Source organism: Blautia faecicola, assembly GCF_004123145.1.
GTDB lineage: Bacteria > Bacillota > Clostridia > Lachnospirales > Lachnospiraceae > Oliverpabstia > Oliverpabstia faecicola.
The window spans coordinates 3245296-3266246 of the sequence record NZ_SDKC01000001.1 but is presented as its reverse complement, the minus strand read 5'-3'; the positions used below and the strand labels follow the sequence as shown (position 1 = coordinate 3266246).

The 20951-nt window shown below is 43.4% G+C and carries 14 protein-coding genes and 2 pseudogenes; all 16 read left to right on the top strand.

Translation table 11 applies throughout. From position 1 onward, the window contains the following. Nucleotides 1-11: 11 nt before the first annotated feature. A pseudogene (locus tag ETP43_RS18640) lies at nucleotides 12-5540 on the top strand (N-6 DNA methylase); the annotation flags it as partial. A gap of 589 nt (nucleotides 5541-6129) precedes the next feature. Next, entirely contained in the window at nucleotides 6130-7944 is a 1815-nt protein-coding gene (locus ETP43_RS14675; protein ID WP_129258927.1) for a reverse transcriptase domain-containing protein, read from the top strand. A gap of 104 nt (nucleotides 7945-8048) precedes the next feature. Then, nucleotides 8049-9782 (top strand): annotated as a pseudogene (locus ETP43_RS14670) (helicase-related protein); the annotation flags it as partial. 20 nt (nucleotides 9783-9802) lie between these two features. Beyond that, nucleotides 9803-10765, top strand: coding sequence for a DUF3991 and toprim domain-containing protein (locus ETP43_RS14665; protein ID WP_055056983.1), 963 nt, complete (start codon nucleotides 9803-9805; stop codon nucleotides 10763-10765). Beyond that, on the top strand, nucleotides 10762-11181 hold the full coding sequence (locus ETP43_RS14660; protein ID WP_002594669.1) for a DUF3846 domain-containing protein: 420 nt from the start codon (nucleotides 10762-10764) through the stop codon (nucleotides 11179-11181). Before ETP43_RS14665 ends, ETP43_RS14660 begins: the two co-directional genes overlap by 4 nt. A gap of 135 nt (nucleotides 11182-11316) precedes the next feature. After that, nucleotides 11317-11475, top strand: a complete 159-nt coding sequence (locus ETP43_RS14655; protein WP_164979736.1) for a DUF3789 domain-containing protein — start codon at nucleotides 11317-11319, stop codon at nucleotides 11473-11475. Further along, nucleotides 11438-11779, top strand: coding sequence for a plasmid mobilization protein (locus tag ETP43_RS14650; RefSeq protein ID WP_002594670.1), 342 nt, complete (start codon nucleotides 11438-11440; stop codon nucleotides 11777-11779). Before ETP43_RS14655 ends, ETP43_RS14650 begins: the two co-directional genes overlap by 38 nt. Continuing rightward, on the top strand, nucleotides 11770-13155 hold the full coding sequence (locus tag ETP43_RS14645; protein WP_129258921.1) for a relaxase/mobilization nuclease domain-containing protein: 1386 nt from the start codon (nucleotides 11770-11772) through the stop codon (nucleotides 13153-13155). Before ETP43_RS14650 ends, ETP43_RS14645 begins: the two co-directional genes overlap by 10 nt. Then, on the top strand, nucleotides 13139-13933 hold the full coding sequence (locus ETP43_RS14640; protein WP_015530022.1) for a PcfB family protein: 795 nt from the start codon (nucleotides 13139-13141) through the stop codon (nucleotides 13931-13933). The genes ETP43_RS14645 and ETP43_RS14640 overlap by 17 nt, the downstream gene beginning before the upstream one ends. 6 nt (nucleotides 13934-13939) lie before the next feature. After that, a complete protein-coding gene (locus ETP43_RS14635; protein WP_055215114.1) occupies nucleotides 13940-14824 on the top strand; it encodes a hypothetical protein in 885 nt (294 codons plus the stop codon). Nucleotides 14825-14836: 12 nt separating this feature from the next. After that, nucleotides 14837-15040: a hypothetical protein gene (locus ETP43_RS14630; protein ID WP_008789327.1), complete on the top strand. Its 204-nt coding sequence runs from the start codon at nucleotides 14837-14839 to the stop codon at nucleotides 15038-15040. Further along, nucleotides 15027-16835 (top strand): VirD4-like conjugal transfer protein, CD1115 family, encoded by a 1809-nt coding sequence (locus ETP43_RS14625; protein ID WP_008789328.1) that lies wholly within the window; start codon nucleotides 15027-15029, stop codon nucleotides 16833-16835. Before ETP43_RS14630 ends, ETP43_RS14625 begins: the two co-directional genes overlap by 14 nt. A gap of 19 nt (nucleotides 16836-16854) precedes the next feature. Then, nucleotides 16855-17217, top strand: a complete 363-nt coding sequence (locus tag ETP43_RS14620) for a hypothetical protein (RefSeq protein ID WP_015512775.1) — start codon at nucleotides 16855-16857, stop codon at nucleotides 17215-17217. Between the two features lie 73 nt (nucleotides 17218-17290). Then, a complete protein-coding gene (locus ETP43_RS14615) occupies nucleotides 17291-18127 on the top strand; it encodes a hypothetical protein (RefSeq protein WP_066556926.1) in 837 nt (278 codons plus the stop codon). A 135-nt stretch (nucleotides 18128-18262) separates the two neighbouring features. Next, on the top strand, nucleotides 18263-18628 hold the full coding sequence (locus ETP43_RS14610; RefSeq protein WP_129258919.1) for a PrgI family protein: 366 nt from the start codon (nucleotides 18263-18265) through the stop codon (nucleotides 18626-18628). Continuing rightward, nucleotides 18621-20951: a VirB4-like conjugal transfer ATPase, CD1110 family gene (locus ETP43_RS14605; protein WP_055062744.1), complete on the top strand. Its 2331-nt coding sequence runs from the start codon at nucleotides 18621-18623 to the stop codon at nucleotides 20949-20951. The genes ETP43_RS14610 and ETP43_RS14605 overlap by 8 nt, the downstream gene beginning before the upstream one ends.

Genomic DNA, 20951 nt, shown 5'->3' with positions numbered 1-20951 from the left:
GTGCAAGGGTAATGGCACGAAAATATGACCTTATTTCTGAGCTTTACAACCGCACCTGCAAAACGGTTGTATCAAATCCTCAGAACTGGCAGGCATTCTTGGCTTCGGCTTGCCGAAATTATAAGTTACGCTATGACGAGCAGCTTCTTGTATATGCACAGCGACCTGATGCAACAGCGGTTCTTGAGATAGAGCAGTGGAACAGAATTTTTGGCAGATGGGTCAACCGAGGTGCAAGAGGTATTGCTGTTTTTGCTGATGAGAACCGTACAAGGCAAAGACTGACGCATTACTTTGATATTTCAGACACCCACGAAAGCAAATATTCGAGAACAGTCCCGATTTGGGATATGCGTCAGGAATACGAAGCAGATGTGATTGAAACATTGGAAAGCACTTTCGGAGAGATTGAGAATAAGAGCAGTCTTGCCGAAGCAATTATGGGAGCTGCAAGAAATGCGGCAGAGGATAATATTCCTGATTATCTGCAAGACCTTTACTATGCAACCGAAGGCAGTTTCCTTGAGGAAGTAGACAATGATATTGTGGCTTCCATTTATAAAAATGTCGTAGCAAACAGTGTGGCATATATGATGATGTCAAGGCTTGGTGTTGATACGGACGGCTATTTTGAACTTGATGATTTCAGAGATGTTACCAACTTCAATACGCAGGAAACACTCAATGCACTTGGCTTTGCTACCAGTGATATTGCAGAAATGGGATTGACGGAAGTGTCTAAAACAATTACCGCACTTAACCGTCAAAATCGCATAATTGTCGGTCAGGACAGAAATGAATACAATAAGGTTGAAAATAACGACGAAAGGAGTTTGGACAATGAACGAACTGACCTACACAATGGTGGGCGATTACAGCCTTCCGAACCTGAAACTTCCACAGCAGCCGGAAGTGACTTTGGGCAGATACGCTCAGATGAGGAGAAAGTTTCTGAAGGAACATCACAGAGTCCTTTACTACAATCTCCTGACGAGGGGCGAACTGACACAGCACTTGGCGGAAGTGGAACAGAGAGCCAGCAAGATGGAGGAAACAATCCTGAACCAGATGGCACAGAAAGAGGGAGTGACCGAACAGATGAAAGCAGAGGATATGATGAAATGGGTTTGTCTGATGAACTCCCTTCGCAGCTCGGCACAGGAAATCGTGAAAGCGGAAGTGATATTCGCTTAGAAGATATAAAACCGTTGCCGGATATGGGCGGGCAATTATCCTTTATACAAGAACGAGCAGAGGAACAAACAACCTCTGCTTTTTCTATTCCAAAAGAAATTATAGATAATTATCTTGCGAGTGGAAGCGGCTTTGCGAATGGAAAGTACCGTATTTATGAGCAGTATCAAAAGAGTTTATCGCTTAAAGAAAATGCCGATTTTCTAAAAAAAGAGTATGGCACTGGCGGAGGAACATACGCAGGTGGTGTTTCGGACTATAATTATGATTGCGATGCAAAGGGTGTCCGTATCCGAAAAGGTTATGAGGAAAATGCACCAGAGATTCGTATGAATTGGACGGAGGTTGCAAAGGAAATTGGTCGCCTTATCAGCGATGACAGATACCTGAATAAAAAAGAATGGTGGAACTATCCTGAATGGCTCGCTGAGCAGGAAGTGAAGCGTGCAAGAGTAGCAGAACAGGTTGAAAATCGTGAAGTGATGTCCACCGTACCAGCCCAAAAAGAGCCTGAAGAACAGGAAATGCCGCAAGATGTGGAGTATGAATATCATCTTGGCGATAAGGTGTATATCGGTGCTTCTGAGTATGAAATTTTATCTATTGATGACGAGAGAGTAATGCTCTATGACTATGATATGCCGTTGTTTAACAAGGAATTTTCACACATAGAGTTTGATGAAAAAGTGCGTGAAAATCCAATGAATGAGCATTTGATTGTAAAAGAAGTACCAACCGAAGAAAGAAATGTAACTGTCGATTATAACGATGCTTTTTTTATCAATCAGGATAATGCAACTGTTACTTGGATTTATTATAATCCGGATAGTGCAGCCGGAGGACAGTATGTCACAAATATACTGAATTTTGATGAAATCACAGAGATAGCAAAAGACAGTCAGACATCTAATGAGTTTTTTGATAGGCTTGGAAGTATCGCCAATCAGACACTTGCTGATGTCGGAACGGAATGGTTTTCGGAAGCAGAAAGCCGTTTTTTAGAAAAACCAGATTTTACAGACTGCACGCAGGATACAATGCAGAGCCTTGTTTCGGAAGCAGAAAAATCTTCAGTCACAGAAGTTCAGACCAATATGGGCAGTGTGCCGATAGAGGATTATCGAGAGATAGTAGCTTCGCAGTCAGGTTTTGACAGCTATGATGAGATGTATAAGCAGGGGTATCGCATAGGAAACGGTTATGATAAAGAGCCTGAGCCGGTAGTTCCCGCTTGGGAGCAGAAGAAAAAGGTCAAAGGCTTTGACCTGCACCCTGATGTGCCTATGGCAGACCGTCATACCTTTAATCTCAGAGAAAATGAGGTTGAAACGGTTGGTAAAAAGGAACGCTTCCGCAGAAATATTATGGCAATACAGCTTCTCAAAAAATGTCAGGAAGAAAACAGATTTGCCACGCCTGAAGAACAGATTGTTTTATCAAAGTATGTCGGTTGGGGTGGACTTTCAGAAGCCTTTGATGAAAATAATTCAGCGTGGGCAACGGAATATCTGGAACTTTCTTCGGTATTAACACCGGAGGAATATGCTTCAGCAAGAGAAAGCACATTGACTGCGTTCTACACGCCGCCCGAAGTAATCACAGCTATTTATAAGGCAATGGAGCAGATGGGATTTAAGGAGGGCAACTTGTTAGAACCGTCCTGCGGTATCGGTAATTTCATCGGTATGCTGCCGGACACAATGCAGGACAGTAAGATTTACGGTGTGGAACTTGATAGGATTTCCGCAGGGATTGCACAGCAGCTTTATCAGAAAACAACCATTGCGGCACAAGGATTTGAAGAAACCAATTTGCCGGACAGCTTTTTTGATGGAGTGGTTGGTAATGTGCCTTTTGGAGATTTTAAGGTATCGGATAAAAGATATGACAAGTATAAGTTCCTGATACACGATTACTTTTTTGCAAAGTCCCTTGATAAGTTAAGACCCGGCGGTGTGATGGCTCTTGTAACGAGCAAAGGCACAATGGATAAGGAAACTTTAGCAGTACGAAAGTATATTGCACAGAGAGCAGAGCTTCTTGGAGCAATTCGATTGCCGAATAATACCTTTAAGGGTAATGCAGGAACGGAAGTCGTTTCGGATATTCTTATCCTGCAAAAGCGTGACAGACTGATAGATATTGAGCCGGATTGGGTTCATCTTGATACCGATGAGAACGGAATTAAGATGAACTCTTATTTTGTGCAGCACCCCGAAATGATACTTGGAGAAATGAAAATGGTATCGGGGCGTTTCGGTATGGAAGCAACTTGTGTACCGTATGAAAATGCAGACCTTGCAGCACAGCTTGATGAAGCAGTCGCAAATATTCACGGGGAAATCACGGAATATGAAGCCGAGGAAGAACTGGAGGAGGAAGATAATTCTATTCCGGCAGACCCGACAGTGAGAAACTTTTCCTATACGGTGGTGGACGATAAAATCTACTATCGTGAAAATTCCCGTATGACTCCGGTGGAGGTATCGGCAACCGCAGAGAACCGAATTAAGGGTATGATTGCTATTAGAAATTCCGTCAGAACGCTGATTGAATTGCAGACAGAAGATTACCCTGACAGCGAAATCAAAGCGGAGCAGGAGAGATTAAACAGACTTTATGATACCTTTTCAGGTAAGTACGGACTCATTAACAGCCGTGCAAATACTTCTGCTTTTTCGCAGGACAGTTCATTCTCTCTGCTTTCCGCATTGGAGATAATCGGAGAGGACGGAGAACTGGAACGTAAGGCTGATATGTTTTCTAAAAGGACAATTAAGCCGCATACTCCGGTTACTTCTGTTGATACGGCAAGCGAAGCGTTGGCGGTATCGCTTGGAGAAAAAGCCACGATTGATATGGACTATATGATGGAGCTTTCCGGTAAATCGGAGAATGAAATCTTTGAGGATTTGAAGGGTGTTATCTTCCTAAATCCGCTTTATGAGTATGGAAACTCTTACGAACCGAAGTATCTGATGGCTGATGAATATCTTTCGGGTAATGTCAGGGAGAAGCTGAGGATTGCAAAGAACTCGGCAGAACTCTATCCGGAAGATTATAAGGTCAATGTGGAAGCACTTCAAAAGGTGCAGCCGAAAGACCTGACTGCAAGTGAGATTTCCGTACGACTTGGTGCAACTTGGCTGCCGCCGGACGATGTGCAGGAGTTTATCTTTCATTTGCTTGAAACACCACGATATGCACAGTGGAATATCAAAGTTCACTTCTCTCCTTTTACGAGTGAGTGGAACATTGAGGGTAAATCTTACGACAAAGGAAATGTAAGGGCATATAACACTTACGGAACTTCCCGCATCAATGCCTATAAGATTATCGAGGAAACGCTGAACTTAAAAGATGTGCGTATCTTTGATTATATCGAAGATGATGAGGGTAGGAAAAAGGCTGTCCTGAATAAAAAGGAAACTGCGATTGCTCAGTCGAAGCAGGAAATGATTAAGCAGGAATTTCAGGACTGGATATGGTCTGACCCTGAACGAAGGGAAAGGCTTTGCAAGTTCTATAATGAGAAGTTCAACAGCGTCAGACCCCGTGAGTATGATGGAAGCCATATTATTTTCAATGGTATGAACCCTGAAATCGAACTCAGGGAACATCAGAAAAATGCAGTTGCCCACATCCTTTACGGAGGAAATACGCTTCTTGCACACGCAGTCGGAGCAGGAAAAACTTTTGAAATGGTAGCGGCAGCACAGGAGTCGAAAAGGCTTGGGCTTTGTAACAAGTCACTGTTTGTTGTACCAAATCACTTGACCGAACAATGGGCGGCAGAGTATTTGCAGCTCTATCCGGCGGCGAATATCCTTGTTGCTACGAAGAAAGATTTTGAAACCAAGAACCGTAAAAAGTTCTGCGGCAGGATTGCAACCGGAGATTATGACGCAGTTATCATCGGGCATTCACAGTTTGAAAAAATCCCGATGTCCATTGAAAGACAGAGGGCAATTCTTGAACAACAGCTTGAGGAGATAACCGGAGGAATTGCAGAACTCAAGCGAAACCGAGGGGAAAACTTCTCCATAAAACAGCTTGAAAAGTCAAAAAAATCCATCAAGCAGAAACTTGATAAACTCAATGACCAGACGAAAAAAGATGATGTTGTAACCTTTGAGGAACTTGGTGTAGACAGGCTTTTTGTTGATGAAAGCCATTATTACAAGAACCTTTATCTTTATACAAAAATGCGTAATGTGGGAGGTATCGCACAGACGGAAGCACAGAAATCTTCCGACCTCTTTATGAAGTGTCGTTACCTTGACGAGATTACCGGAGGACGAGGAACCGTATTTGCAACGGGTACACCTATCTCAAACAGTATGGTGGTGCGCCCGTAAGGGGCTGTAATAATCTTACCTTGAGCAAGTAATAGGGCAAGGTATTAAAGCGGAATAATCCGCACCCTATCGTCACCCGACTTATCCGAAAGGGGAAACCCGACGGGGAGTGTAGCATGTCGGAGGGCACGAAACACGGAAACTTCCAAAGTGTTTGCGTGGTAGTGACGAAAAGTTATGAATAAGGATGAAAGCTAAACTGCCTGAATGACAGTCGGAGATTGGGCAAAATGTTGCTCCATGCGTAAGGAAGTTATACTCGCATGTATTCTGGTGGATATGAGTCGGCCATGCGTACCCACAAGATACCCAGAGTAAATCAGCCATAGGATAATGGAAAACGGCGAACGTCACATCCGAAATCGTAGCATGCTTATGTTATTACAGTTCTAAACGGGGATTGCCTACGGTAAAACGCCGAAATATCGGCTATGAGTGTTATGAGAAAAAGCGACTCTGAATATTTACTATGGCAACAGAGTCTCCGTAGTAGTCCGAGGGCGGGAAAGCCGTCCACATGGCGAAGGGAGACAGTCTTTCTTCAATACAAATAACAAGGAAAGGTGCGTGAGGCATTATGAGAAGTCCCGAAAATGTATTGAAAAGTTTAAGTGAAAAAGCAAAAAACAAAGAATACAGGTACGAGAGATTATACCGTAACCTGTACAATCCAGAGTTCTATCTGCTCGCATACCAAAATATTGCGACCTCTCAGGGGAGCATGACGGCAGGGGCAGACGGACTCACTCTTGACGGTATGAGCATGGAGCGCATTGAAAAACTCATTGCAAAATTAAGAGACCATTCATACCAGCCGAACCCAGCAAGGCGTGTCTATATTGCGAAGAAAAATAGCAATAAAAAGCGCCCATTGGGGATTCCGTCAACGGACGATAAACTGTTGCAGGAAGTCGTCCGTATGATATTAGAAGCAATTTATGAGCCGACATTCTCCGATAATTCACATGGTTTTAGACCGAAAAGAAGCTGCCATACAGCATTAAAAGAAATTGTAACGCTGTTTACTGGCGCAAAGTGGATAATCGAGGGAGATATTAAGGCTTGCTTTGACAGCTTCGACCACCATATCACAATACAGCTTCTGAGAAAACGCATAAAAGATGAAGCATTCATATCGCTGATGTGGAAATTTTTAAGGGCAGGATATATGGAACAGTGGACATACCATGAAACGTACTCCGGCAGTCCGCAGGGCTCCGGTGTCAGTCCGATACTTGCAAACATCTACCTAAATGAACTCGATGAGTTTATGGGGAAGATGAAAAAAAGTTTTGACAAAGGCGATACAAGAAACCGTAAAGTCCACAAAGACCATGATAAGGTACGCTGGGCTTATCGGAAAGCGCAGAAAAATCTGGAAACAGAGCGCACAGAAGCAAACCTGACCACATTTAAAGAAGCAAGAAAAGTGATGCTGTCCACGCCGCATTTAGATGAAATGGATAAGAGTTACAAAAGGCTTCAATACAACCGTTACGCTGATGACTTTCTGATTTCGATAACAGGCTCAAAGCAGGATGCCGAAAATATCAAGGAACAGGTGAGGATATTTCTGAAAGACAAGTTAAATCTTACGATGTCAGAGGAGAAAACTCACGTTACCCATTCCTCTGAAAAGGTGCGTTATCTTGGATACGACATAAGAATATCAAGAAGTCAGGATACGAAGCGGACGAAAAAAGGCTTACAACGGGTGTGGTATGGAAAAGTGCAGTTATATATGCCGAAAGAAAAATGGATTGCAAAACTGCATGAATACGGAGCATTTAAAATCAAAAAGGACGAGAACGGCAAAGAGAATTGGAAACCGCTCCACAGAGGGGCACTTATGCCATTGGATGATGTGGCAATCATCAGCAAGTATAATTCAGAAATCAGAGGTTTGTACAACTATTACAGATTGGCAATCAATGTATGCAATCTGGGAAAATTCCATTCTATCATGCGTGGCAGTTGCCTAAAAACGCTGGCGGCAAAATATAATTCTTCTGTTATGAAGACGTATAAGAAGTACCGCAGTGAAAAGGGCGACTTCGGCGCAGATTATAAAACCAAGAGTGGAACAAAGCGATATGAATTTTACAATGAGGGATTCAGGCGTAACAAGAATATCGCTCCCGAATTTGTAGACATTATGCCGAAGTACAGAGGGCGGATAAGACCGAATAGTCTGGCAGGACGTTTAAAAAGCGGACAATGCGAGATGTGCGGAGCAAGCCCCGTGAAAGTGTATATGCACCATGTAAAACGCTTAAAAGATTTAAACGCTGATAACGAATTTGATGAACTGATGTTACAGAAAAGGCGGAAGTCATTGGCTCTCTGCCCGAAATGCTATGAAGAAGCAAAGCTAAAATCACTTGAATTATGAAAGATGGCGAGCCGTGTACATCGAGAGGTGTAAGCACGGTTCTGGAGGGGGTTACGCCAAGACCGCTGACGAAAGGAAGTATGGCGTGGCGTTTCCTACCTTATGAACTCTATACGATACAGCGATATTTGCAGTACAACACGCTTGTGAAAAATGGGTTGCAGCACTTTGATGCCTGGGCTTCCACTTTCGGAGAAACCATTACGGCAGTGGAACTTACACCGGAAGGAACGGGATACAGAGCAAAGACAAGGTTCGCAAAATTCTATAACCTGCCTGAACTAATGGCGATGTTCAAGGAGATAGCGGACATTAAAACAGCAGATATGTTGAACCTGCCAGTACCGGAAGCAAAGTACCATAACATTGCAGTAAAGCCGTCGGAAATGCAGAAGGAGATGGTTGCTTCCCTTGCAGAGAGAGCCGAGCAGGTGCGTGGCGGCGGTGTGGATTCAAGCGTAGATAATATGCTGAAAATCACGAATGATGGAAGAAAACTGGCTCTTGACCAGCGTATGCTAAATGATATGCTGCCTGATTTTGAGGGCAGTAAAATCAATGCCTGCGTCGATAACATCTATCGGATATGGAAAGAAAATGCCGACAAGAAATCGGCACAGCTTGTGTTTTGTGACCTTTCCACGCCGAAGAATGACGGAACATTTTCCGTCTATAACGACATTAGGAAAAAGCTGATTGAGAGAGGTATTCCTGAAAGTGAAGTAAAATTTATACACGAAGCCGACACGGATATGAAGAAAAAAGAACTGTTCCAAAAGACCCGCAAAGGAGAAGTCAGGGTGCTTCTTGGCTCTACTCAGAAGATGGGAGCAGGAACGAATGTGCAAGACAAACTTATCGCACTTCACGATGTGGATTGTCCGTGGCGACCTTCAGATTTGGAGCAGCGTTCCGGTAGAATTGTCCGTCAGGGCAATGAAAATCCGCAGGTAGATATTTACCGCTATGTAACAGAGCAGACCTTTGATGCATACCTCTATCAGCTTGTGGAAGGTAAGCAGAAGTTCGCAAGTCAGATTATGACGAGCAAATCTCCGGTCAGGTCGGCAGAGGATATTGATGAAACCGCACTGTCCTATGCAGAGATAAAAATGCTTGCAACAGGTAATCCATATATCAAAGAAAAGATGGACTTAGACATTCAGGTGCAGAAGCTAAAGATGTTAAAATCCAATTTCTTATCGGAGAAATACGGACTGGAGGATAAGGTCATCAAGTTCTACCCACAACAGATTGCTTACTTGAAATCCCGTGTAGAGGGACTTACAAAAGATGTTGAAACAGCAAAATTACACCCGAAACCGATAGACGAGCAGCCGCTTGGAATGATGGTATCGGGTGTTTCTTATTCCGAAAAAGCCGAAGCAGGTCAGGCAATCATCAATGCCTGCAAGTCAATGAACAGTCCCGATGCGATACCACTTGGCGAGTACCGTGGCTTTCAAATGGAACTGTATTTTGATACGGTGCAGCGTAATTATGTTGTGAAACTGAAAGGCGAAACGAGCAGAGATATACCGCTTGGCGACGATGCTCACGGTAATATCGTGAGAATAGATAACGGCATTGAACGCTTCGAAGAAACACTTGCTGATACGAAAAACAGTCTTGAAAATACGGAAAAGCAGTTTGAAACAGCGAAGCAGGAAATCGAAAAGCCGTTTGCAAAGGAGGAAGAATTGAGGGCAAAAACTGCCCGACTTGATGAGCTGAATATCCTGCTCAATATGGATAAAAAAGAAAATGAGATTGTCGGCGGAGAGCCTGATGAGGGCGAAGCAGTCGGCGGCAGAAAGGAGAAATCGTATGAGAGATAAACAGGAAGGCGGTGGTCGATATGCCATTTATCGCACCTGAGTTAATCATTCAGGCGAAGCAGATGGACTTATTAACCTACCTGAGAAATTATGAACCGTATGAGCTGGTTAAGTTTTCAGGTAACACCTATTGCACCAGAACCCACGATAGTTTGAAGATTTCAAACGGGAAATGGATATGGTGGTCAAGAGGTATCGGTGGCAGGAGTGCTTTGGATTATCTGATTAAGGTTAAAGGTTACAGCTTCCTTGAAGCGGTGGAAACCATTATCGGACACACAGCGATTCAGGCTCCGGTCTATGAAAAGCCACAGCCAAAAGAGGAAAATAAACCACTTCTTCTCCCTGAAAAATGTGCTTCCAACAGAGTGATTACAGAGTATCTTTTCGGGAGAGGAATAGATTTTGAAATCATCAATTACTGTATCTCTAATGACCTTATCTTTGAGAGCCTGCCGTATCACAATGTTGTGTTTGTAGGCTATGACGAGAAGAAAGAACCGAAATATGCAGCCTACCGTTCCACGAATAAGCGTAGGATTATGGGCGATTGCAGTGGCAGTAAAAAAGATTATTCTTTTCGGCTTGGTAAGGAAAACTTGGAGGAAGTACACCTCTTTGAGTGTGCCATAGACCTGTTATCCTATGCCACGCTTGCGAAGCTGAACGGGCAGGATTGGAAAGAAATGAGCTTTGTTTCGCTGTCCGGGGTGTATTCTCCGGCAAAGAAAATTGAGGACAGTAAAGTGCCGATTGCACTGGAAAAGTATCTTGGCAGTAACCCATCTGTCAGGAAAATCCGTATCCATTTTGACAATGATATAGCGGGCAGAAAGGCAGCACAGACCTTAAAAACCATTCTGCCGGATAAGTATGAAATCGTTGATGAGCCACCAAAAGCAGGTAAGGACTTCAACGATTTTCTTTGTATGCGGATGGGCATTTACAATAAAAAAACACACGAAAGGAATGAAGAACGATGAATGATTCTAAGATTAAAGTTCTCTTGGTAGAACCGGAAAAGTACCCGAAGGAAATTGTAATCGACGACAGTCTGGAAGCAATGCAGGAGGTTGTCGGCGGGGATATTGAGGAATATATGCCCTATGACGATGACGTTGCAATCATCTGTAATGAGGAAGGAAAGATGAGAGGACTTCCGCTTAACCGTGCAGTTTATGTGCAGGACAATGATAAGAAAGAGATGGTAGATATTATCTGCGGCAAATTCTTTATCTGTTATGCACCGCCTGAGAGTGAGAGTTTTCAGAGCTTGCCGGACGATATGATGAAGAAATACAAGGAACAGTTCAAGTATCCCGAACGCTTTTCTAAGGAAGTGGGCGGCAATATCGTGGCTGAACCTTTTAAGCCGAAATCAAAGGATTATGAGAGATAGTAGACCGAGAACGGGGCAACCCGGAGGAGATGTTTATTCTTAGCGAGCAGACCATTTGGATAAACACAGTTTCCCAAACGGTAAAAGGCTCGTTAGGGGTTGCCCCTAATACCCCGTGAGAAAGGAGAACTTGATTTGAGAGAGTTATTACTTATTGCCGCCGGAACACTGCTCGACAGTTGTCTTGGCGTTACGATGATGTGCTTATTCCAGATTAACAAAGATTGCAGAGTAAAGAGAAAGGAAGATACCGATTATGAGAAAGAGAAACATTCAGAAGATTGTACGCTTTAACCGCAAGGAAGCACAGGATTTGGCAGCAAAGGCAAAGAAGGCTTGTCTTTCCGAAGCAGGACTTATCCGTTTACTTATCAGAGGTTACGAACCGAAAGAGAAACCCGATGACCGTTTCTATGATGTGATGAGGGAACTTTCCTCTATCGGTAATAACATCAATCAGCTTGCTGCCAAAGCGAATACACTTGGTTTCATTGACGCACCTATGCTGAAGAATGAAGCTGCAAAGTGGAATAAGTTCCAGTCAGAGATTGAGAGGACATATCTTCGTCCAAATCAGAGCGAAATGAAATGGCAGTAACAAAGTTGTGGTCGGTAACAGAAAGGCTCGGTCAGGTCATTGACTATGCAACCAATCCCGAAAAGACTTCTGCAAATATCAAAAGGGAGTTTTCACCGGAACAGTATCAGGCTCTTGCTGATGTTATTGCTTATGCAAAGGATGAAGAAAAAACAGAGCGAGAATTTTATGTTGAGGGTATCAACTGTAATGTGGCGATTGCCCGTGAACAGTTCATAACGGTTAAGGAACAGTACCAAAAGACAGACGGTATCCAAGCCTATCACGGATATTTGAGTTTCAAGGAAACAGATATATCTCCTGAGATGGCACAGAGAATCGGAATGGAATTTGCAAATGAAGTGTGGGGTAAAAGATTTCAGGTTGTTGTGACAACCCATCTGAATACAAAGCATCTGCACTGCCATTTTGTCATCAACTCTATTTCGTTTGTCGATGGCAAACATTTGTGGGGCGAGGAAAAAGCATGGTTCAAATTCCGAAAAGTTGCAGACCGGATTTGTGAGAAGTACGGACTTTACTATGACCCGAATCCGAACCGCAGTAAGCAGTCGGATTATCTGACGATGAAAGAAAAGGCAGGTATGCCGACACGCTACTCGGTTGCAAAAGAAGCCATTGATTATGCTATCGACCACAGCAAGACCCTGAAAGAATTTCAGTTTGCTCTCAAGGAAATGGGATATGCCTATAACCTAAGTCCAAGCCGAAAATACTGGACAGTCATTCCAAAGGGATACGATAAGCCGATACGACTGAAAAATCTCGGAGCAGATTATACCAATGACCGGATTGTAGAGCGTATCAAAGAAAATCGTGACAGATGGGCAGAGATTGAGCCGTTCCAGAGGGCGATTTATAAGCCAAGACAGTATCGTATGCAGACCAGAGGGCAGAAGCTGAAAAAGAAAGGCGGACTTTATGGGCTGTATCTGTATTACTGTTACAGACTCGGTTATCTGCCAAAGTATAAGAAACAGAATAACGCAAGGCTTCATTATCTTTTGAAAGATGATTTGATGAAGCTCGATAAGATTACTGATGAAGTAAGGCTGCTCGGACGAGAAAATATTTCCACGGACGAACAGCTTTTTTCATATAAGACTTCTTTAGAGGAGCAGATGAAAAATCTGATTGCCGGAAGAACACATCTCCGAAAAAAGATAAGAACAAATATTGATGATGGTCAGCTTCAGGCGGCAAAAGATGAAATCGCTTCTATCAATGGAGAATTGAAAAAACTCCGACGGGAAGTAAAACTCTGCGAGGATATTGCGGAGAGGTCAAAGGTTATGGAAGAAAATCTTGAGCATATCGAAACAGAGGAACAAAAACAGCAGAGAAAGGAGAAATCACGCTATGAACAACGGTGGTGACGCAGCAGAGCAGGTCGTTAGGCTTTCGCTTGAAGGATTTGAAGTTGCTGCAAGATTAAGCGGTTCGGCGGCGAAGAATATTGCATTGCTTTTGGTATCGGTTCTGAAGCAGGAACAAAAGACGAAGGGCAAAGCAAGGCTTACCAATATGATTAAGTCAGGCAAGGAGCTGAAAGTCTTTTCCATTCCGCAAAAGGATTTGAAGAAGTTTACCGAACAGGCAAAACGCTATGGCGTTCTTTATTGTGTCCTCAGAGATAAGAACACAAAGGGAGAGAACGCTCCGGTAGATATTATTGCAAGAGCAGAGGACGCTTCTAAAATTCAGCGTATCGTTGAAAGATTTGAACTTGGCAAGGTGGATAAGGCTTCGATTGTCAGTGAAGCAGAGAAGGCTATTGCAGACCGTGAAGCGGTTGAGAAAGAAAAGCCGACCAAATCCAAGAGTGAAATCATTATGGAAGAAGCAGTCAGAAATCCAATGCAGAAAGAGGAGCGAGCAAACGCAAACCCCTCAGTCGCCAAAACAGACAAAAGCCCTCTGTCAAGGCAAAACTCAGAGCCGGTAGAAACGCAATCTGATAAGGGTGTTGCAAAGCCAGTGGAAAAGCCATCGGTCAAAGAGAAACTTGACCGTTACAAGGCACAGGCAAAACAGCAAAAAGAAGCAGAGCGTAAAGAGCCGGAGGTTAAGAAAGACGGCAAGAAGCCGCAGCAGAAAAACGGTCAGACGGTACACCGTCAGCCGAAGAAGAAACCCAAAACAAAAGAGAGGTAATTCACTATGACAAATGATTTCAAACCCGCAAAGGCTGGCGGTAATCAGCCAAGATTATCCAAAGAGGAGTATGCAGAAAAGAAGCGAGCAGAAAAAGAAAAAGTCTATCAGATGATTGATGATGCTGCCCGTGAGATTGTGAGTGACCCTGAGAAGTTCAAGAACTTTCTTGATACGCAGAGTCGAATGGACAGATATTCCGCAGCAAATGCTCTCCTTATTTACAGTCAGTATCCGCAGGCGACACAGCTTAAAGATTTTGATGATTGGGGTAAGGACAATGTGAAGATTACCAAAGGGGCAAAGAGTATTTCTATCCTTGAACCAGTGGAATACACAAGAGCAGATGGTTCTCCGGGTATTTCCTACAATGTCAAAAAGGTATTTGATGTTACGCAGACAAATGGAAGAAAAGCTCCGGCAGTATCAGCAAACCGTGACCCGAAAGCACTTATCACGACAATGCTTGATGTATCTCCGGTGGAGGTTGCGGCAACCGATGAACTTCCGTATCCGAATATGGCAGCTTTCTATAATAATGAAAAGCAGACCTTGTATGTGAAGCGTAATGTGGGCGACAGCGTAGCAGTTGCTCAGTGTGTCGCTCAGGAACTTGGACACGCACAGCTTTCCATCAACAGCGAAAGTTACAGCCGCAGGGATATGGGCTTTCAGGCAGTGTGTATCGGATATATGATTTGCAAGAAGTATGGCGTAGATACACAGAATTTTGCAATTAACCGTATTCCGGAGGGACTGGCTTCCAAAGAGCCGAAAGAAATCCGTGCGGAGCTTTCCAAGACACGAAATGCAATGGCAGAAATTCACAGTCATATCTCTGATGAAATGTTCCGCAAGAAGCAGGAGCGTTCAAAGGACTATGAGAGATAACGGAGGGCAGATATGGAAAAAGAAAAACTCTACCACATTGCTTTGGACGATTATGAACACGGTGTTGTCATTCGCTCCTTAAACGATGAGAAAACAAAGTTGATGGAGGAAGGCAAGTCCGCAGACGCAGTAGACGACCTGCTTGTAAAAGTCGGAAATGCCCCATTGAAAAAGTTCAAAGTGATTGAAAGGAAACGCTCAGATGAAGCGAGATAATGACAGGCAGACTGCCATTATTTTATCCATTGTCGGTATCGTTCCGGTCATATGGCTGGCACTTCTGATTGCACCTTCCATAAGCGGAGGATTGCCGGAGATAGCAGCCAATCTTGCGACACTCTTTGATAATCCATTTTCCATAAAATTATGTGGGGACAGCCTGAAAACTGTCCTCATTTTACTTTTATGCTATGGAATGGGTATCGGGATTTATTTCTCAACAAGAAAGAATTACCGCAGACGAGAGGAACACGGTTCTGCCAAATGGGGCAATGTCAGAGCCATTGATAAAAAGTACCGACAAAAGCCGCTGTCAGAAAATAAGCTGATGACTCAGAATGTGTGCATTGGACTTAATGCCAAGAAGCACAGACGAAATCTGAATACGCTTGTGTGCGGTGGCTCCGGTGCAGGTAAGACAAGATTTTATGCAAAGCCTAATATTATGAACGCTGCAAGAAACAGCTATGTGATATTAGACCCGAAAGGGGAAATCCTGCGAGATACGGGACATCTTCTTGAGAAGAAAGGTTACGAAGTGCGTGTGCTTGATTTGATTTCAATGGAGAAAAGCCATTGTTACAATCCTTTTGTTTATTTGCAGAATGACAATGATGTGCAGAAGCTCGTAACCAATCTTTTTAAGAGTACCACTCCGAAAGGTTCACAGAGCAATGACCCATTTTGGGATACGGCAGCGTCAATGCTTCTGCTTGCACTTGTATTTTATCTGCATTATGAAGCACCGCCGGAAGAACAGAATTTTGCGATGGTAATGGAAATGCTCAGAGCCGGGGCGATTGAGGACGAGGACGACCCAAGTCCTTCTCCGCTTGATAATCTGTTTTCGGATTTGATGATAGATAATCCTGACCACATTGCTTTGAAGTATTACCACTCTTATCATTCCGGTTCTTCCAAAACATTAAAATCCATACAGATAACCCTTGCAGCAAGGCTTGAAAAGTTTAACTTGGAAAGTCTTGCTGCTCTTACCTCTGCCGATGAACTGGATTTACAGTCACTCGGAGAGAAAAAGGTGGCACTGTTTGCACTGATACCGGATAACGACTCTAGTTTCAACTTCTTGGTATCCATTCTTTACACACAGCTCTTTCAGCAGTTGTTTTATGCAGCCGACCATATCCACGGCGGTTGTCTGCCGATGCCTGTTCATTTTATGATGGACGAATTTGCCAATGTTTCACTGCCGGACGACTTCGACAAGATACTGTCGGTTATGCGTTCCCGTGGGGTATCGGTAAGTATCATCTTACAGAACTTGGCACAGCTTAAAGCCTTGTTTGAAAAACAGTGGGAGAGCATTGTGGGTAACTGCGACGAATTTCTTTACCTTGGTGGAAATGAGCAGTCAACCCATAAATATGTGTCGGAGCTGTTGGGCAAGGAAACCATTGATACCAACACGTTCGGAAAGAGTACCGGAAGAAGCGGTAATTATTCCACCAACTATCAGATTAGCGGCAGAGAGTTACTTACCCCTGATGAGGTGCGTATGCTCGATAATCAGTACGCTATTTTATTTATCCGTGGGGAAAGACCCATTATGGATTTCAAATATGACATTATGAAACACCCAAATGTGGCACTTACCACAGACGGAAAGGCAAGTCCTTATAAGCACGGAGAAGTCACAAAAGATATTGCTTCGATTGCCATTTGGGACATTGACCCTGCAACACTTCCTGAAAAGGAAATGGAAGAAACGAACTGGGAACTTCTTTCCGATGAGGAGATGGAAGCTCTGTTCATAAACAATCAAACAAATTAAATTTTGGAGGTATTCAACTATGACTATTTTTAAGAAAAAAGCAACTGACATTCAGGAAACGAAGAAACTGCCTATGACCGGAAAGGTTAAGAAAGGCTTCCGTGCTTACTGCACAATGGTCATTGTCGGTGCGTTGGCACTTGGAATGACAACGACTGCATTTGCAGCGAATGACCCGCTTACCGTAGTAAATAATCTGTCCGATTTTATCTTCGGACTTATCCGTGCCATCGGTATGATTTTGCTTGGCTTTGGTATCGTGCAGGTCGGTCTTTCACTCAAATCTCACGACCCTTCTCAGAGAGCCAATGGCTTCCTGACTCTTGCGGGTGGTGTCATTATCACTTTTGCGAAAGAAATCCTTACTCTTATCACAGGCTAAGATAAGAGTTACACAGTTATCGAGGGGTGTGCCAAGTTAAGGTACACCTCTTAATTGTAAGGAGGTGCTTTGAATGAGTGATAACTGGGTAGTTCAAAATCTTGAAAATGCCCTTGAAACTTGGAATGAAAAACTGTCGGAAATATGGACGCTCATCACAACTACACCGCAGAACTTTAAGGGCGGGAATATCTGGAAGGTTATCGTTGACATCAATGGTGCGGTTCAGGCTATCGGGCTTGCCTTACTTGTATTGTTTTTTGTGATAGGTATGGTAAAGACCTGCGGAAGTTTTACAGATGTGAAGAAACCGGAACACGCTTTAAAACTCTTTGTTCGTTTTGCATTGGCGAAAGGAGTTATCACATACGGAATGGAGCTTATGCTTGCACTATTTAATATCGTGCAAGGGACAATTTCAACCATTATGAATGCTGCCGGATTTGGAACTCCGGAACAGACGACCTTGCCCGCAGAGATGGTAACGACCATAGAAGATTGCGGATTTTTCGAGAGTATTCCCTTGTGGGCGGTAACGCTTATCGGAGGATTATTTATCACAGTGCTTTCGTTCATTCTGATAATGACAGTGTATGGACGATTTTTCAAACTTTATATGTACACAGCACTTGCACCGATACCACTTTCCACATTTGCAGGAGAACCGACACAGAATGTAGGCAAGAGTTTTATCAAGAGCTATTGTGCCGTTCTGCTTGAAGGAGCAGTCATTGTACTTGCTTGTATTATTTTCTCCGTATTTGCTTCATCGCCACCAGTAGTGAATCCTGATGCAACAGCAGTTACGCAGGTGTGGGCATATATCGGGGAATTGGTATTTAATATGCTTGTTCTTGTCGGTGCAGTAAAAATGTCTGACCGTATTATCCGAGAGATGATGGGACTTTAAGGAGAGATTTTGAGATGAACCAAAGAGATTGTAAGAAATGCGTTTACTATGGCGGTAAACGAAAAGGCAAAGTCTTTTGCCTGAATGATAAATGCGTGAGGGAGAAAGACCGAAACCGCAGGAAAGGAAACAGATATGGAAGTAAAAATTAACCGAGAAATCAGAAATTATACAGAGTCAATGTTTTTTGGACTGTCGCTCAGACAGTTCATTTTTTCTGTTCTCGCTTGTGGCGTTGCAGTAGGACTGTATTTCTTGCTCAGACCGTATGTTGGCACGGAAACCGTATCGTGGGTGTGCATTTTGGGTGCTGCTCCGTTTGCGGCACTTGGTTTTGTGAAGTACAACGGTATGACCGCAGAAAAAGCAATCTATGCGTGGATAAAGGCGGAGCTTTTAATGCCGAAGAAGCTGGTGTTCCACTCCACCAATGTGTATTACGAACTGATGAAGCCAAGCATTGAACAGAAACAGAAGGAGGTATTGAAGTCAAATGATTAAGACTCTTACGAACCTGTTTAAGCAGGATAAAGAAAAATTTGTTGTACCGAAAGGGGTGCAGGACGTGATTCCCGTAGCAGCTATCTTTGATGATGGCATTTTCAAAGTGGGAAAGGATAAATATTCAAAGACCTACCGCTTTACAGATATTAACTATGCAGTGGCGAGCCGTGAGGATAAGGAAGCGATGTTCCTTGAATATTCCGAACTTCTGAACTCTCTTGACAGTGGTGCAACGACAAAAATCACAATCAATAATCGTCGGCTCAACAGACTGGATTTTGAGCAGACAATCCTTATTCCGACAACCGGAGATAATCTGGACGAGTATCGAGAAGAATACAACAAAATGCTTCTTGATAAGGCAACGGGTGCAAACTCCATTGTTCAGGATAAGTATATTACCATTTCCATCAACAAAAAGAGTGTGGAGGACGCAAGAACTTATTTTGCCCGTGTCGGTGCAGATTTGATTGCTCACTTCGGCAGGCTTGGAAGTAAGTGTGTGGAACTGGAAACAGACGAAAGACTTCGTATTTTCCACGACTTCTATCGTGTGGGAGAAGAAAGTTCTTTTCACTTTGATATTAAGGAAACAAGAAAAAAGGGACACGATTTTAAGGATTATATCTGCCCCGACACAATGGAATTTGAAAAGGACTATTTCAAGATGGGAAACCGTTATGGAAGAGTCCTTTTTCTTCGTGAATATGCGTCCTATATCAAGGACAGTATGGTAGCGGAACTTACGGATATGAACAGAAATCTGATGATGTCTATTGATATTGTTCCTGTTCCGACTGATGAAGCAGTAAAGGAAGCAGAAAACCGTCTGCTTGGTGTGGAAACCAATATCACAAACTGGCAGCGTAGGCAGAATGCCAATAACAACTTCTCTGCAACTGTTCCGTATGATATGGAGCAGCAGAAGAAAGAAATGAAAGAGTTCCTCGATGACCTTACGACCCGTGACCAGAGAATGATGTTCGCTGTTATCACAATGGTTATTACAGCAGACAGTAAGGAACAGCTTGAGAATGATACGGAAGCGTTGCTTACCACAGCAAGAAAACATCTTTGCCAGTTTGCAACACTGAGATTTCAGCAGGTAGATGGACTCAACACGGTAATGCCGTTTGGAACAAGAAAGATTGATGCCTTCAGAACACTTACAACAGAGAGCCTTTCGGTATTTATCCCATTCAGGGTGCAGGATATTTTCCACGAGAACGGTATCTATTACGGTCAGAATGTTATCAGCAAAAATATGATTATCGCAGACCGTAAGCAACTTTTGAATGGTAACTCCTTTATTCTCGGTGTATCTGGTGGCGGTAAGTCATTTGCGGCAAAGGGAGAAATCATCAATCAGGTGCTTTCTTCAGACGCAGATATTATCATCATCGACCCTGAGCGAGAGTATTCACAGCTTGTCAATGCAATGGGCGGAGAGGTAATCAATATTTCTGCTACTTCCGACAATCACATCAATGCAATGGATATGAATAAGGATTACGGCGACGGTGCAAACCCTGTCATTTTGAAATCCGAGTTTATTATGTCCCTTTGTGAACAGCTTATCGGAGGAACAAATCTCGGAGCGAAGCAGAAGTCTATCATTGACCGTTGCACGGCAAGCGTGTATCGCAGTTATCAGCAGAATGACTATCAGGGACATATACCGACCTTGCAGGATTTCAGGGCAGAACTTTTGCAGCAGGACGAACCGGAAGCAAAGGAACTGGCACTTGCCATTGAACTTTTCACACACGGTTCTCTGAATACCTTTGCAAAGCAGACGAATGTGGATACCAATAATCGCCTTATCTGCTATGACATTCTTGATTTGGGTAAACAGCTTATGCCGATTGGTATGCTTGTTGTCCTTGACTCTATCCTGAACCGTATCACACAGAACCGTGCAAAGGGTAAGAACACCTTTATCTTCATTGATGAGATTTATCTTCTGTTCCAGCACGAATACTCTGCAAACTTCCTCTTTACCTTGTGGAAGCGTGTGAGAAAATACGGTGCATACGCAAGTGGAATCACTCAGAATGTCGATGACCTTTTGCAGAGCCACACAGCGAGAACAATGCTTGCAAACTCAGAGTTCATCATTATGCTGAATCAGGCTTCCACAGACAGGCTTGAGCTTGCAAAACTTCTGAATATTTCTGACCTCCAGATGTCCTATATCACGAATGTGGAAGCAGGACACGGACTTATCAAGGTGGGAAGTTCGCTTGTACCGTTTGCAAACAAATTCCCTAAGAACACGAAACTTTATAAACTGATGACAACCAAACCAGGCGAAGCATAA

Bases quoted from the DNA above. Each gene is read 5' to 3' on its own strand.
- ETP43_RS14610 (WP_129258919.1), top strand. From the start codon at position 18,263: ATGGAAGTAAAAATTAACCGAGAAATCAGAAATTATACAGAGTCAATG.
- ETP43_RS14675 (WP_129258927.1), top strand. From the start codon at position 6,130: ATGAGAAGTCCCGAAAATGTATTGAAAAGTTTAAGTGAAAAAGCAAAA.
- ETP43_RS14640 (WP_015530022.1), top strand. From the start codon at position 13,139: ATGAACAACGGTGGTGACGCAGCAGAGCAGGTCGTTAGGCTTTCGCTT.
- ETP43_RS14665 (WP_055056983.1), top strand. From the start codon at position 9,803: ATGCCATTTATCGCACCTGAGTTAATCATTCAGGCGAAGCAGATGGAC.
- ETP43_RS14635 (WP_055215114.1), top strand. From the start codon at position 13,940: ATGACAAATGATTTCAAACCCGCAAAGGCTGGCGGTAATCAGCCAAGA.
- ETP43_RS14620 (WP_015512775.1), top strand. From the start codon at position 16,855: ATGACTATTTTTAAGAAAAAAGCAACTGACATTCAGGAAACGAAGAAA.
- ETP43_RS14625 (WP_008789328.1), top strand. From the start codon at position 15,027: ATGAAGCGAGATAATGACAGGCAGACTGCCATTATTTTATCCATTGTC.
- ETP43_RS14645 (WP_129258921.1), top strand. From the start codon at position 11,770: ATGGCAGTAACAAAGTTGTGGTCGGTAACAGAAAGGCTCGGTCAGGTC.
- ETP43_RS14605 (WP_055062744.1), top strand. From the start codon at position 18,621: ATGATTAAGACTCTTACGAACCTGTTTAAGCAGGATAAAGAAAAATTT.
- ETP43_RS14615 (WP_066556926.1), top strand. From the start codon at position 17,291: ATGAGTGATAACTGGGTAGTTCAAAATCTTGAAAATGCCCTTGAAACT.
- ETP43_RS14650 (WP_002594670.1), top strand. From the start codon at position 11,438: ATGAGAAAGAGAAACATTCAGAAGATTGTACGCTTTAACCGCAAGGAA.
- ETP43_RS14630 (WP_008789327.1), top strand. From the start codon at position 14,837: ATGGAAAAAGAAAAACTCTACCACATTGCTTTGGACGATTATGAACAC.
- ETP43_RS14660 (WP_002594669.1), top strand. From the start codon at position 10,762: ATGAATGATTCTAAGATTAAAGTTCTCTTGGTAGAACCGGAAAAGTAC.